Here is a 14,273-nt window from a genome sequence, read left to right on the forward strand (position 1 = left end):
GAGGCTGTGGGAGAGTAGGACGCCGCCGGACATACATTGCCGAAAGGCCAGCACTCTTGGTGCTGGCCTTTCGTGCTTTTGCGACCACTTCTTCAGGCACGTGGGGTCCATCAGCTCTCCACAGAGCTCTTCCATCCTGCTGTTTCTCCACAGCACCGGGTCACCGTCTTCTCCGGTGTCGGCGGTTGTCCCGATTCTCGGGTCATCCCAAGGAGAGGAACGGCAATGGTGAATGAAGTGACCCTGGTCGGCCGGGTGGCCGCGGATGCGGAACAGCGGGAAATGCCGAGCGGTGACCTGCTGGGCGTGTGCCGGCTGATCGTCAGCCGCGAGGAGGTGAAGGTGCTCCCGACAGGACGCAAGGGCTCCTCGGTCGACGTGGTGGACCTGGCAGCCTGGACACCGAAGGCACGGCGCGCGATGGGGCGCTGGCGTGCCGGTGACGAGGTGGCCGTCGAGGGCGCGCTGCGGCGCCGGTTCTACCGGACCGGGGGTGCGACGGCGTCCCGGGTCGAGGTGGAGGTCAGCTCGGGCCGGTTGGTGCGTCGCGCAAGGAGCGAATGAGGACACCGAGACTCGGCTTGGGCTGGAACGACGTGGCCTTCTCGGGCAGCAGTCGGTCAGCCTCCGCAATGCGGAGCACCAGGTCGACGGACGGTGCCGGCATCAACACGGCGACCTGGTCGGAGCGCGCGCGTCCTAGGGCTTCGTCGACACTGTGGTGATAGGTCAGCGCCGTCGGTCCGTGTGGGAGCGCCGGGACGATCCGGCGGTGCAGCGTCTCGACGGCAGCCTCACCGCTGCCGGGGTCGAGATCGAGGACCGCCCAGGTGGTGCCGTCGGTCGCGGCCAGACGGGTGGCCGACAGTGCGGCCACGGCTTCGGGCTGGCTCCGCTCCTCGTAGTGGAGTCCCACGCTCTCGACGGCATCGCGCAGGTCGGCCAGTGACGCCCCGGCAAGGGTTCGGTGGATCGGGCCCAGGAACAGCGGGGTCGCTTCCTGGTCGACCAGCATCGCGAGGCCGAAGTCGGTCGCCGCCCGACCGCCGTGTGAGCCGGCGTGACGTCGCTGCAGTCGCAGGTAGGCGGCGTACCGGTGGTGCCCGTCGGCGATCAGCGCGCGGCTCCCGGCCAGTTCGATGGCAATCGTCGTGAGCGTTGCGGGGTCGCGGATGGCCCAGATCCGGTGCTGTTGCTCGCCGCGGTCGGTGAACGAGTGATCGGGCGTGTTGGTCATCACCTTGGCCAGCGTCGTTCGCAGCACCTCGCTGCCGCGGTGGACCAGGAGGATCGGTGCCGGGTTCAGCTGCATCTCGGCCATCCGGTCGGCCAGGTCGTCGGCCTGGGCGGGGTGGATGCCCTCGTGGGGGAGCACCGCCCGGTCCGAGGGACGCTTGGCCCGGCGCGACACGTCGAGGGCGCCGACCAGCCCGCGCACCGTCATCCCGGCCGAGGTGTACTCGTGCAGGTAGAGCGCGGGCTCGGCGTCATGGCTCACGTAGCCCTTGGCCTGCCATCGCAGGAGGCGAGCCGAGACGTCCTTGTACGGCCGGGCGAACGCGCGGCCGGTGGAAGGGTTGCCCACGCGGGCCGGGGCGAGCATCAACCCCGCGAACGGCTCGAGGCGCAGCGGTCCGGCGACGTACGGCGGTGTCACCAGGGCGGTTGCGTCCATCTAGGCATCGTACGGAGCATCCGGTGTCCGGCACTGGCAAGGTGGACCTGTGTTGCTCACCTCCCGTCGTCCGTTGTCGGCTGTCTACGACCTGGCCATGCTCGATCTCGATGGCGTCGTCTACATCGGGTCTGCCGCCGTACCCGGCGCTGCCGGTCACATCGCCGGCGTACGGACTGCCGGGATGCGGGTCGCGTTCATCACCAACAACGCTTCCCGTCCGCCCTCGGCCGTGGCCGAGCACCTCACGGAGCTGGGTGTGCCGGCCAGCACCGGTGACGTGGTGACCAGTGCGCAGGCGGCCGCACGGTTGCTGGCCGAGCGGTTCGGTGGGGGTGCGAGGATCGTCTGTCTCGGTGGTCCCGGGCTTCGGGCAGCTCTCGAGGAGTCCGGCCTGGTGCCGGTCGGCGTCGATGACGAGGCCCGGGCGATTGCTTCCGGCTACGGGCCGGAGCTGCGCTGGAAGCAGATCATGCGGGCCGCCGTACGGATCAGCGAGGGCCTGCCGTGGGTGGCCAGCAACACCGACACCACGATCCCGACGTCGTTCGGAGTGGCACCCGGCCACGGCGTGCTGGTCGAGATGGTCGAGCGCTTCGCCGGCGTCGCTCCGGTCGTCGCGGGCAAGCCGGAGCGACCACTGCTGGACGAGACCGTCCGCCGCGTCGGCGGGGACCGGCCGCTGATGGTGGGCGACCGCCTCGACACCGACATCGAAGGAGCCCACAACGCAGGGGTCGACTCGTTGCTCGTGCTGACCGGTGTCACCGGGCTCGAGGAACTCGTGGCGGCGCCGCCGTCGCTGCGGCCGTCCTACATCGCTCCCGACCTCGGCGGCCTGGTGACGGCACACCGGGCTCCCGAACGCGATGCCGCAACGTGGGTTCTCGGCGGGTGGCGTGCGCACACCCGTGACGGGCGGCTCGAGGTCGACCAGGTGGCGCCCGACGCCGATCCCGCCGACTGGTGGCGGGTCGCTGCCGAGTCCGCGTGGGGCCATCTCGACAGCACTGGAACGGTGGTCGACCTCACTGCGGCCCGGGTCCCCGGAGTCGCCGGGGTGGCGCGGTAGCCTCACGGCATGACCGAGGTACCTGTTCCGGCGCCCATGCCCACCGGGATCGATGCTGTCGACCGGGTGCTCGACCTCGTGGCGGGGCTCGACGCCCGGCCGCTGGACGAGCACGCAGCCGTCTTCGAGGAGGCGCACGCCGACCTGCGCCAGACGCTCGACAATCCGCCGGCCGCCAGCGCCTGATCGTGCCGCCGCGCCGACTCCGACTCGACGCGGAACTGGTTCGCCGAGGTCTGGCGCCGTCCCGCGAACGTGCCGCCCAACTGATCGCCGACGGCCGGGTGAAGGTGTCCGGCGTCGTGGCGACCAAGCCCGCGACCGGCGTCACGACCGACCTCGCGATCCTGGTCCTCGAGGGCGAGCACGGCCCGGACTACGTCTCCCGCGGAGCCCACAAGCTCCTCGGTGCCCTGACTGTCTTCGGCGCGGACGGCCTGACCGTCACGGGTCGCCGCTGCCTGGATGCCGGTGCGTCGACGGGCGGCTTCACCGACGTACTCCTGCGGGCCGGCGCTGACGAGGTGGTCGCGGTCGACGTCGGGTACGGACAGCTCGACTGGTCCCTGCAGCAACACGAGAAGGTGCGGGTCCACGACCGCACCAACGTCAGGACCCTGACGGTTGACGACATCGGTGGACCGGTCGACCTGGTCGTCGGTGACCTGTCCTTCATCTCCCTCGTCCTGGTCCTGGACGCGTTGCTCGGCGTGACCCGTCCCGACGGTGACCTGGCGCTGATGGTGAAGCCCCAGTTCGAGGTCGGCAAGGACCGCGTCGGCAAGGGCGGAGTCGTACGGGATCCCGAGCTGCGTGCCGAGGCAGTGCTCGGAGTGGCCCACGCTGCCGCGGCACGCGGGTGGGGTGCGAAGGCCGTCACCGTGAGCCCGCTGCCGGGTCCTTCGGGCAACGTCGAGTTCTTCCTGTGGCTGCGCCACGGAGCGCCGGAAGTCGATGACGAGTCCATTGCAGAGGTCGTACGGCGCGGTACGTCGGCCCCGGATGAGATGGTGACTCCATGACGAGCAGCGAGATGGAGGTGGGCACGAGCAGTGACACGCCGCGCCGCGTCCTGGTGCTGGCGCACACGCGCCGCCCCGAGGCCCGCGAGGTCGCGCGCTCCTTCGTCAAGGAACTCACCGGCAACGGGATCATCGTCCGGTTGCTGCGCGCCGAGGCCGACGACCTCGAGCTCGACCCGGCCGGCTACGTGCCGGCTGTCGAACTGACCGATTCGGAGACCGACGCCAGTCGCGGCTGCGAGCTCACCGTCGTGATCGGTGGTGACGGCAGCATCCTGCGCGCCGCGGAGGTCACCCACAAGCGACTCACCCCGGTGCTCGGGGTCAACCTGGGCCATGTGGGCTTCCTCGCCGAAGCCGAGCACGAGGACGTCGCTGCCACGATCGACGCGATCATCCACCAGCGCTACACGACCGAGGACCGCCTCACGCTCGACGTACGGGCCTTCGTCGACGGCGAGCTGGTCTACGCGACGTTCGCGCTCAACGAGGCGAGTGTCGAGAAGGCGGCCCGCGAGCGGATGCTCGAGGTCGTCGTCGAGATCGACAGCCGGCCGTTGTCGCGCTGGGGATGCGACGGCGTGGTCTGTGCGACCCCGACCGGGTCGACGGCGTACAACTTCAGTGCCGGCGGTCCGATCGTGTGGCCGCAGGTCGAGGCGTTGTGCATCGTTCCGCTCAGCGCCCACGCCCTCTTTGCCCGTCCGATGGTGGTCGCTCCGTCCTCGGTCATCGCGATCGAGGTGCTCGAGGGCAACCAGGGCTCGGGTGTGCTGTGGTGCGACGGCCGACGCAGCGTCGACCTGCCGCCCGGTGCCCGGATCGAGGTCAGCCGCGGATTGCGTCCGGTCCGCCTGGTCCGGCTCCACCAGGCGCCGTTCACCGATCGGCTGGTCGCGAAGTTCGGCCTGTCGGTCGAGGGCTGGCGTGGCGCGGCCGAGCGCCGCCAGGCGTGGGAGCGCGGTGACCGGACGTGATCGAAGAACTCCGGATCACCTCACTCGGGGTCATCGACTCCTCCGTGCTCGAGCTCGGGCCCGGCCTGACCGTCATCACCGGTGAGACCGGAGCCGGCAAGACCATGGTCGTCACCGCGCTGGGCCTGTTGCTCGGCGGACGGTCCGACACCGGAGCGGTGCGGGCAGGTGCGAAGCAGGCCCGCGTCGAGGGCCTGGTGCGCGCCGACGCGCTGCCCGGCCTGGCCGCCGCGGTCGAGGAAGCGGGCGGCGAGGTCGAGGACGGCAGCGTCGTCCTGGCCCGCAACGTCAGCGCCGAGGGTCGTTCCCGTGCGTTCGCCGGGGGAGCGGGCGTGCCCGTGGCCACCCTGGCGTCGATCGCCGAGCCACTCGTCGCGGTCCACGGACAGTCCGACCAGCATCGCCTGTTGAAGCCGCAGACCCAGCGGCATGCGCTCGACCGTTTCGGTGGGCACGAGGCGCTGCACGCCACCTACACCGACCTGCACGATCGCCTCATCGCCACCGAGCGCGAGCTCGCCGACGTGCGGGCGACTGCCCGCGAACGAGCCCGCGAAGCAGACGTGCTCCGGTTCGGGGTCGATGAGGTCGCAGCCGTCGCCCCGCAGTCGGGTGAAGACGTCGAACTGGCGGCCGAGGAGTCCCGGCTCGGCCACGCCGACACGCTGCGCGGTGCCGCCGAGCAGGCCCGTGAGGCCCTGTCGAGCGACCACGGCTCGCCGGACGCACTGGGCGCGGTCTCTGCTGCCCGTGGGCTGCTCGAAGGCGTCCGCGGCCACGACCCGGAGGCCGGAGCGCTCGCCGACCGGGTAGCTGAGGTGAGCTACCTGCTCTCCGATGTCGCCGCCGACGTCGCGTCGTACGCCTCGGGCATCGACACCGACCCGAACCGCCTGGCGGCCGCGTCCGAGCGCCGCGCCGCCCTTCTCGCGCTCACCCGCAAGTACGGCGACAGCGTGGACGACGTCCTGGCCTGGGCCGAGCAGGCGTCGCTCCGCCTGATGGACCTCGATTCGACCGATGACCAGATCAACGCGCTGGCCGCCGCCTCCGCCACGTTGCGGGCCGAGCTGGCCGCCGCGGGGGCACGGCTGAGCAAGGCACGTGCCGCCGCAGCGAAGAAGCTCGGCTCGGCCGTGAGCGACGAACTGACCCTGCTGGCGATGCCCCACGCCAGGATGACGATCCGGGTCGCCACTCGGGTCGTTGTCGACGTACCGACCGACCTGGAGCACCCGCCGGCCGACCTGTTGCTCGTCGACGACACGTGGGTGCGCTTCGGGCGCAGCGGTCTCGACGACGTGGAGTTCCTGCTGGCCGCCAACAGCGGTTCCGACCCGCGCGCCCTGCACAAGGGTGCCTCCGGTGGTGAGCTCTCCCGGGTGATGCTGGCCGTCGAGGTCTGCCTCGCCGGCACCAGTCCCGTCCCCACCTTCGTGTTCGACGAGGTCGACGCGGGCGTCGGGGGAGCGGCGGCGGTGGAGATCGGGCGTCGCCTGGCAACGCTCGCGCTCGGGGCCCAGGTCCTCGTCGTCACGCACCTGCCGCAGGTCGCGGCCTTCGCCGACCGACACGTCCTGGTCGAGAAGGCAAGCGACGGGACCATCACGAGCTCGGGTCTCGTGACCCTCGATGACGCGGGTCGCGAACGTGAGCTCTCCCGGATGTTGGCGGGCCTCGCCGAGTCCGACACGGCCCTCGCCCACGCTCGCGAGCTACTCGATGTGGCGCGTCGGCGTGCAGGCTGAGGCCAGAGCACGTAGGATGGAATCCCGTGAACATGGCGCCCCTTAGTGGCTTGACGCAGCGCGGACATCAGGCAAAGCATCTCTTCGTGACGGGAGGGGTCGCCTCCTCTCTTGGCAAGGGCCTCACCGCCTCGAGCCTGGGTCGCTTGCTGCGGTCCCGGGGCCTTCGGGTCACCATGCAGAAGCTGGACCCGTACCTCAATGTCGACCCCGGGACGATGAACCCGTTCCAGCACGGCGAGGTCTTCGTCACTGACGACGGCGCCGAGACCGACCTCGACATCGGGCACTACGAGCGGTTCCTCGACACGAACCTCAACCAGATCGCCAATGTCACCACCGGGCAGGTCTATTCGTCGGTGATCGCCAAGGAGCGCAAGGGCGAGTACCTCGGCGACACGGTCCAGGTGATCCCGCACATCACCAACGAGATCAAGGAACGGATCCTGGCCATGGGTCGCCAGACCGTCCTGAACGACGCAGGCGAGAGCGGCCCGGTCGACGTGGTGATCACCGAGGTCGGTGGCACCGTCGGTGACATCGAGTCCCTGCCGTTCCTCGAGGCGGCCCGTCAGGTCCGTCACGACATCGGTCGCGACAACGTCTTCTTCCTGCACGTCTCGCTGGTCCCGTTCATCGGTCCGTCGGGTGAGCTGAAGACCAAGCCGACCCAGCACTCCGTCGCCGCGTTGCGTCAGGTCGGTATCCAGCCGGACGCCGTGGTGTGCCGCGCGGACCGCGAACTGCCCGACAGCATCAAGGCCAAGATCTCGCTGATGTGCGACGTCGAGCAGGACGCCGTGGTCACCGCGGCCGACGCTCCGTCGATCTACGACATCCCGAAGGTGCTGCACCGCCAGGGCCTGGACGCCTACGTCGTACGACGCCTCAACCTGCCGTTCCGCGACGTCGACTGGACGCTGTGGGACGACCTGCTCCGCCGGGTGCACCACCCCAAGGAAGACGTCACCATCGCCCTGGTCGGCAAGTACGTCGACCTGCACGACGCGTACCTCTCGGTGGCCGAGGCGCTGCGGGCCGGCGGGTTCGCCCACGAAGCGAAGGTGCACCTGCGCTGGGTGGCCTCCGACGAGTGTGAGACGCAGGCCGGTGCGGCCAAGCAACTGTCCGACGTCGACGCGATCTGCGTGCCCGGCGGGTTCGGCATCCGCGGGCTCGAGGGCAAGCTCGGCGCGCTCACCTATGCCCGCGCCCACGCCATTCCGACCCTCGGCCTCTGCCTGGGCCTGCAGTGCATGGTCATCGAGTACGCCCGGACCGAGCTCGGCCTCACCAAGGCCGGTTCGACGGAGTTCGACGTCGACACGCCGGAGCCGGTGATCGCGACGATGGAGGAGCAGAAGGACATCGTCGAGGGCGCGGGCGACCTGGGCGGCACGATGCGCCTGGGCCTGTACCCGGCGACGCTCGCGGAAGGGTCCATCGCGCGTGAGGTCTACGGCGCGGACGAGATCGAGGAGCGCCACCGTCACCGCTACGAGGTCAACAACTCCTACCGCGACCGCCTCGCGAAGGCCGGCCTCGTGTTCTCCGGCGTGAACAACGACCTCGACCTCGTCGAGTTCGTCGAGCTCCCGCGCGACGTGCACCCGTACTACATCGGCACCCAGGCGCACCCCGAGCTGCGCTCGCGTCCGACCCGGCCGCACCCGCTCTTCGCGGGCCTGGTCGGCGCCGCGCTGGTGCGCCAGCGTGAGATGCGCCTGGAGATCGACGAGACCGGCCTGCACCCGGAGCCGGTCGGCGAGTGAGCGAGCTGCGCGACGTACCCGAGTCGTGGCCGGTCGAGTCCCGTGCGGACCTGCACCGCGACGGCTGGGTGCTCGCGCTGCGTTCGGACCAGGTCAACCGGCCGGGTGCGGTCGACGAGGGCGCGTTCCGGCGCCTGGTCGTCGAGCACCCGGGTGCGGCGGTCATCCTGGCGATCGACGAGGACGACCGGGTGCTCTGCCTACGGCAGTACCGGCATCCCGCACAGCACCGGCTGATCGAGCTGCCTGCCGGCGTGTGCGACCACCCCGGTGAGGACCCGATCGAGGTCGCGCGGCGTGAGCTGCGCGAGGAAGCCGCGATGCAGGCCGAACGATGGACCCACCTGCTGTCGACCTTCAGCTCACCGGGCTACTCCGCCGAGCGGATCCACTACTACCTGGCCGAGGGGCTCTCGGCGGCCGACCGGGGCGACTTCGTGCTCGCGCACGAAGAGGCCGACCTGGAGACGCTGTGGGTTCCGTTCCCCGAACTGGTCGATGCGATCCTCAGCGGCGACGTCGCTGACGGTCCCGTCGTGCAGGCCGTGCTCGCCGTCCAGGTGTTACGCGATCGCGCGGGGCAACCGGGAGCCTGAGCAGTCATGTCCGAGCTGGATGCCATCGATGCCGCCATCGTCCGGGAACTGCAGGCCGACGCGCGGCTGGCGAACAACGTCCTGGCTGCGCGCGTCGGGATCGCGCCCTCGACCTGTCACGGCCGGGTCCGGTCGCTGTTCGAGCGCGGCGTCCTGCTCGGCGCCCACGTCGAGGTCGACCAGGCCAGCATCGGTCGGCCACTCCAGGCGATCATCTCCGTGCGGCTGCGCCCGCACGCGCGCAGCGAGCTCAGTGCCTTCGCCCAGGCCATGGCGGACCTGCCCGAGGTCCTCAACGTCTACTTCCTTGCCGGCGCCGACGACTTCCTGATCCACGTCGCGACCGCGGACTCCGAGGAGCTGCGCGAGTTCGTCCTGGTCCACCTCAGCGGCACCCGCGACGTGGCGATGACCGAGACGAGCCTGATCTTCGAGCACCTCCGGGGACGTCGCACCGAATCTGGTTCGGCACGCCGCTCGGGTGGCGCGCCCACGCCGACGATCTGATCGTTCTTGGCGCTCCTGCCGAATAATCGCTGCAGGTACTAGCGGCAGTGTCGACGAATCTTCAGACTTCGAGGAGGCCAACGATCTGGGCCATCGACCAGGAGGGGTTGCCATGCGCGTCGGCGTGCCGAAGGAAGTCAAGAACCACGAGTACCGGGTGGCCATCACGCCGATCGGCGTGCACGAGCTCGTCGCGCACGGCCACGAGGTCCTGATCCAGGCCGGAGCGGGACTGGGTTCCTCCATCGATGACGCCGACTACGTCGCCGCGGGCGCGCAGATCCTGCCCGACGCGGACGCGGTGTGGGGAACCGCGGACATGGTGCTCAAGGTCAAGGAGCCCATCGCGGAGGAGTACGCCCGCATGCGGGAAGGGCAGGTGCTCTTCACGTACCTGCACCTCGCTGCGGACAAGCCGCTGACCGAGGAACTGCTCCAGCGCAAGGTCACCGGCATCGCCTACGAGACCGTGCAGCTGCCGACGGGCGGGCTGCCGCTGCTCTACCCGATGTCCGAGGTCGCCGGTTGCCTCGCGCCCCAGGTCGGCGCCTACAGCCTGATGAAGGCCCAGGGCGGGCGCGGCGTGCTGATGGGCGGCGTCGGCGGCGTCGCCAACGCGAAGGTCGTGATCATCGGTGCCGGAGTGTCCGGCCAGAACGCGGCCAACATCGCGCTCGGGATGGGCGCGGACGTCACCCTGCTCGACACCGATCTGGACAAGCTCCGGATGTCGTTCTGGCGCTACAGCAACCAGGTCCACGGTCTGGCGTCGTCGAAGCTGGCACTCGAGCAGCAGGTGATCGCGGCCGATCTGGTGATCGGAGCGGTGCTCATCCCCGGTGCGGCTGCCCCGAAGCTCGTGTCGAACGAGTTGGTCTCGCGGATGAAGCCCGGATCGGTCCTCGTCGACATCGCGGTCGACCAGGGCGGCTGCTTCGAGGACACCCGCCCCACCACGCACGACGACCCGACCTACCAGGTGCACAACTCGACGTTCTACTGCGTGGCGAACATGCCGGGCGCGGTGCCGAACACGTCGACGTACGCACTGACCAACGCCACGCTGCCGTACGCGGTCGCGCTGGCGAACAAGGGCTGGGTCCAGGCATGCCGTGACGACCACAGTCTCGCCCTCGGTCTGAACACCCACGCCGGCAACCTCACCAACGCTCCGGTGGCCGAGGCCGTCGGCATCGCGTCGGTCCCGCTGGAGGACGCGCTAGCCTGACCGGGTGACAGGGACGGATGCGGTGGACCGGGCGGTCCGTACCTATCTGGACCACCTCACCGTCGAGAAGGGCCTGGCCCTCAACACGTTGACCTCGTACCGTCGCGATCTGCGGCGCTATCGCGAACACCTGGCAGGTGCCGGGATCGACCGCCTCGACCAGGTCACCGAGTCGACCGTGTCGGACTTCCTCGTCCGGTTGCGGGAAGGCAGTGGTGAGCACCCGCCGCTCAGCGCCTCCTCGGCTGCCCGCACCGTGGTGGCTGTCCGCGGCTTCCACAAGTTCGCCGTCGCTGACGGCCTGGCCACACTCGATCCTGCGGCAGCGGTGAAGCCGCCGACACCCGCGAAGCGACTGCCCAAGGCGCTGCCGCTCTCCGACGTCGAGGCGATCCTCGAGGCCGCCGGCGCCCCCGACACCCCGCTGGCGTTGCGGGACCGGGCCCTGCTGGAGCTGCTCTACGGCACCGGGGCCCGGATCTCGGAGGCCGTGGGCCTCGACGTCGACGACGTCGCCGACCTCGATGCCGACGCAGACGGCGTGGGCGGCAGCGGCACGGTCCTGCTGCGCGGCAAGGGCAGCAAGGAGCGGCTGGTTCCGGTGGGTTCGTACGCGCGGACTGCCGTGGCGTCATACCTCGTCCGGGGGAGGCCGACACTGGTGTCGAGTGCCTCCAACGCCGCGCTCTTCCTCAACTCCCGCGGTGGACGCCTGTCGCGCCAGTCGGCGTGGACCGTGCTGGTGAAGGCCGCCGAACGCGCCGGCGTCACCCGCGACGTCTCGCCGCACACGTTGCGTCACTCGTTCGCGACGCACCTGCTCGACGGTGGTGCCGACGTCCGGGTCGTCCAGGAACTGCTGGGCCACGCGTCGGTGACCACCACGCAGGTCTACACGCTGGTCACCGTCGACAACCTGCGCGAGGTCTTCGCGACCGCGCACCCCCGGGCCCGGCATGGCTGACGCCGGCTCATCGGGCGGCACCGATGCGGCGTACGACCGGATCCTTGCGTACGCCGAAGGGCAGGGCCTGACGCTCTACCCGCACCAGGAGGAGGCGCTCCTCTCGCTCCTGTCCGGCGAGAACGTCATCCTCGCGACACCCACCGGGTCGGGGAAGTCGCTCGTGGCGATGGGTGCGGCGATGGCTGCTCTCGCCGACGACCGGGTGACCTTCTACACCGCGCCGATCAAGGCCTTGGTGAGCGAGAAGTTCTTCGACCTGGTCGAGATCTTCGGCGCCGCGGACGTCGGCATGCTGACCGGCGACGTGTCCGTCAACGCGGACGCGCCGATCATCTGCTGCACCGCCGAGGTGCTCGCCAACATCGCCCTGCGCGAGGGCGAGGCCGCCGACGTCGGCATGGTCGTGATGGACGAGTTCCACTTCTACGGTGAACCCGGCCGCGGCTGGGCCTGGCAGGTGCCGCTGATCGAGCTGCCGCGCGCGCAGTTCCTGTTGATGTCGGCCACCCTCGGCGACGTCACCGAGCTCGCCGCCGACATGACCCGTCGCAACGGCCGCGACACCGCGGTCGTCGACGAGGCCGAGCGCCCGGTGCCGCTGAACTTCAGCTGGTCCCTCGACCCGATGGGCGAGACCCTCGAGGAACTGGTCACCACGGGTCAGGGGCCGGTGTACGTCGTGCACTTCACCCAGGCCGCAGCCGTCGAGCACGCCGTGTCGTTGCTGGCCGGCCCCGGACGCCTCGACACGGTGCTGCCCAAGGACCGCAAGGAACAGATCGCCGAACGGATCGCGGGCGTCCGGTTCGCCGCCGGCTTCGGCAAGGTCCTCAACAAGCTGCTGCGCCAGGGGATCGGCGTCCACCACGCCGGGATGCTGCCGCGCTACCGCCGGCTCGTCGAGCAACTCGCACAGGCCGGACTGCTCACCGTCATCTGCGGCACCGACACCCTCGGCGTCGGCATCAACGTCCCGATCCGCACCGTGCTGTTCACCGGGCTGGCGAAGTTCGACGGCACCCGCCAACGCGTGCTGCGCACGCGGGAGTTCCTGCAGATCGCCGGCCGCGCGGGGCGAGCCGGTTTCGACACGGCGGGCTACGTCGTCGTACAGGCCCCCGAGCACGTGATCGAGAACGAGAAGGCCAAGGCGAAGGCGGCCGCGAAGAACGCCGCGATGAGCGTCGAGAAGCAGGCCAAGCGCAAGTCCAAGGCGCAGCTGCGCAAGCCACCCGAGGGCACGGTGGTCTGGAGCGAGCAGACCTTCACCCGGCTGGTCGAGGGGAAGCCCGAGCCGCTCAAGTCGCAGATGAAGGTCGACAACGGGATGCTCGTCAACGTCCTCTCCCGCGAGGAGGACGCGTTCGTCGTCCTGCGGCGGCTGCTGATGGACAACCACGAGGAACGCCGCACCCAGCTGCGCCTGGCCAAGCGCGCCGTCCGGCTGGCGCGCAGCCTGGTCACGTCCGAGGTGCTGACGCGTCTGGACGAGGTCGACGGGTTCGGTCGCCGCTACGTGCTGACCGAGGCGCTGCCCGAGGACTTCGCGCTCAACCAGCCGTTATCGCACTTCGCCCTCGCCGTGCTCGACGTCCTGGACCCGGACAGTGAGACCTTCATGCTCGACGTCATCTCGGTGATGGAGTCGACGCTCGAGGCCCCGCGACCGTTGCTCTTCGCCCAGCGTCACGCCGCTCGGGGCGAGGCGATCTCCGCGCTCAAGGCCGACGGTGTCGAGTACGACGAACGGATGGCCCTCATCGAGGAGGTGACCTGGCCCGAGCCGCTCGGCGAGCTGCTGGAGCCGCTGTTCGAGACGTACCGCGAACGGCACCCCTGGCTCCCGCCGGACGCCCTGGCTCCGAAGTCGGTCGTCCGCGAGATGTGGGAGCAGGGGATGGGCTTCACCGATCTCGTCTCCCGCTACCAGATCGCCCGGTCCGAGGGCCTGATCCTGCGCTACCTCACCGACGCCTATCGGGCGCTGCGGCACAGCGTTCCCGAGGCGGTGCGTACCGACGAGTTCGAGCTGCTCGTCGAGTGGCTGGGGGAGACCGTGCGCCAGGTCGACTCCTCGCTCCTCGACGAGTGGGAGGCCCTCAATCATCCGGACCACATCCCCGCGAACGTCGCGCACGGCGAACCGCCGCCCCCGCCGCGTCCGCTCAGCCAGCAGGGCCGCGTGTTCGAGGTGATGGTGCGCAACGCGCTGTGGCGCCGCGTCGAGCTGTTCGCCCGCGACGACGTGCCCGGACTCGCGGCACTCGAGGCCGCATCCGGCGGCGAGTTCGGCGAGAAGGACTGGGACGAGGCGATCGAGGACTACTTCGCCGAGCACAAGCGCCTGCACACGGACGGAGACGCGCGCGGACCCGCGCTGCTCGCCATCGACAAGCAGCCCGGCCGCTGGACGGCCACCCAGACCCTGCACGACCCGGAGGGCAACCACGACTGGGTGATCGTCGCCGAGGTCGACCTGGCCGCGAGCGACGAGGCCGGCGAGGCCGTCGTACGCACCCTCGAGGCGCGCTGCCTCACCGGCTGATCGACCCACCGGTCATCGCTCCGGCGAGTCTCCCCAATGTCGCCGTGTCGACATTGTTGACTGGGGGAGTCCCGGGCCCTGGGGAAGGGGCCCGCAACCGCAGATGACACAAAGGTGAGGGCAATGGTCGGTTTCTACGGAGGTTCCAGTGCACCCGACATGCC

General features: G+C 70.1%; 13 protein-coding genes. 12 read left to right on the forward strand and 1 reads right to left on the reverse strand.

What is annotated here, in order from left to right; genetic code table 11:
* The first annotated feature begins 225 nt into the window (after positions 1–225).
* A complete protein-coding gene (locus ACOADB_RS06610) occupies positions 226–564 on the forward strand; it encodes a single-stranded DNA-binding protein (protein WP_378597161.1) in 339 nt (112 codons plus the stop codon).
* Here ACOADB_RS06610 and ACOADB_RS06615 read toward each other — a convergent pair.
* On the reverse strand, positions 524–1,675 hold the full coding sequence (locus ACOADB_RS06615; RefSeq protein ID WP_378597163.1) for a DUF1015 family protein: 1,152 nt from the start codon (positions 1,673–1,675) through the stop codon (positions 524–526). The two genes, ACOADB_RS06610 and ACOADB_RS06615, sit on opposite strands and share 41 nt — an antisense overlap.
* A 49-nt stretch (positions 1,676–1,724) precedes the next feature.
* Here ACOADB_RS06615 and ACOADB_RS06620 point away from each other — a divergent pair, with 49 nt between their 5' ends.
* The 11 genes from ACOADB_RS06620 to ACOADB_RS06670 all read left to right on the forward strand — a co-directional run bounded on the left by ACOADB_RS06620 (position 1,725) and on the right by ACOADB_RS06670 (position 14,109).
* Entirely contained in the window at positions 1,725–2,747 is a 1,023-nt protein-coding gene (locus tag ACOADB_RS06620; protein WP_378597164.1) for an HAD-IIA family hydrolase, read from the forward strand.
* Between the two features lie 9 nt (positions 2,748–2,756).
* Positions 2,757–2,933, forward strand: coding sequence for a hypothetical protein (locus ACOADB_RS06625; protein ID WP_378597165.1), 177 nt, complete (start codon positions 2,757–2,759; stop codon positions 2,931–2,933).
* A gap of 2 nt (positions 2,934–2,935) precedes the next feature.
* Positions 2,936–3,769, forward strand: coding sequence for a TlyA family RNA methyltransferase (locus ACOADB_RS06630; protein ID WP_378597166.1), 834 nt, complete (start codon positions 2,936–2,938; stop codon positions 3,767–3,769).
* Entirely contained in the window at positions 3,766–4,746 is a 981-nt protein-coding gene (locus ACOADB_RS06635; protein ID WP_378597167.1) for an NAD kinase, read from the forward strand. The genes ACOADB_RS06630 and ACOADB_RS06635 overlap by 4 nt, the downstream gene beginning before the upstream one ends.
* Positions 4,743–6,494, forward strand: coding sequence for a DNA repair protein RecN (gene recN / locus ACOADB_RS06640; protein WP_378597168.1), 1,752 nt, complete (start codon positions 4,743–4,745; stop codon positions 6,492–6,494). The genes ACOADB_RS06635 and recN overlap by 4 nt, the downstream gene beginning before the upstream one ends.
* Before the next feature lie 32 nt (positions 6,495–6,526).
* Complete coding sequence (locus tag ACOADB_RS06645) at positions 6,527–8,266, forward strand: CTP synthase (protein ID WP_378597193.1); 1,740 nt, start codon at positions 6,527–6,529, stop codon at positions 8,264–8,266.
* Positions 8,263–8,862: an NUDIX domain-containing protein gene (locus tag ACOADB_RS06650; protein WP_378597169.1), complete on the forward strand. Its 600-nt coding sequence runs from the start codon at positions 8,263–8,265 to the stop codon at positions 8,860–8,862. Before ACOADB_RS06645 ends, ACOADB_RS06650 begins: the two co-directional genes overlap by 4 nt.
* A gap of 6 nt (positions 8,863–8,868) precedes the next feature.
* Positions 8,869–9,369, forward strand: a complete 501-nt coding sequence (locus ACOADB_RS06655) for an Lrp/AsnC family transcriptional regulator (protein ID WP_378597170.1) — start codon at positions 8,869–8,871, stop codon at positions 9,367–9,369.
* A gap of 112 nt (positions 9,370–9,481) precedes the next feature.
* On the forward strand, positions 9,482–10,597 hold the full coding sequence (gene ald / locus ACOADB_RS06660; RefSeq protein WP_378597171.1) for an alanine dehydrogenase: 1,116 nt from the start codon (positions 9,482–9,484) through the stop codon (positions 10,595–10,597).
* Between the two features lie 4 nt (positions 10,598–10,601).
* Positions 10,602–11,561 carry a site-specific tyrosine recombinase XerD gene (gene xerD / locus ACOADB_RS06665; RefSeq protein WP_378597172.1) on the forward strand — a complete coding sequence of 320 codons (960 nt, stop codon included), beginning with the start codon at positions 10,602–10,604 and terminating at the stop codon, positions 11,559–11,561.
* Positions 11,554–14,109, forward strand: a complete 2,556-nt coding sequence (locus tag ACOADB_RS06670; RefSeq protein ID WP_378597173.1) for a DEAD/DEAH box helicase — start codon at positions 11,554–11,556, stop codon at positions 14,107–14,109. Before xerD ends, ACOADB_RS06670 begins: the two co-directional genes overlap by 8 nt.
* Positions 14,110–14,273: the final 164 nt, after the last annotated feature.

The organism is Nocardioides sp. CPCC 206348 (assembly GCF_048654705.1).
Classification (GTDB): Bacteria; Actinomycetota; Actinomycetes; order Propionibacteriales; family Nocardioidaceae; genus Nocardioides.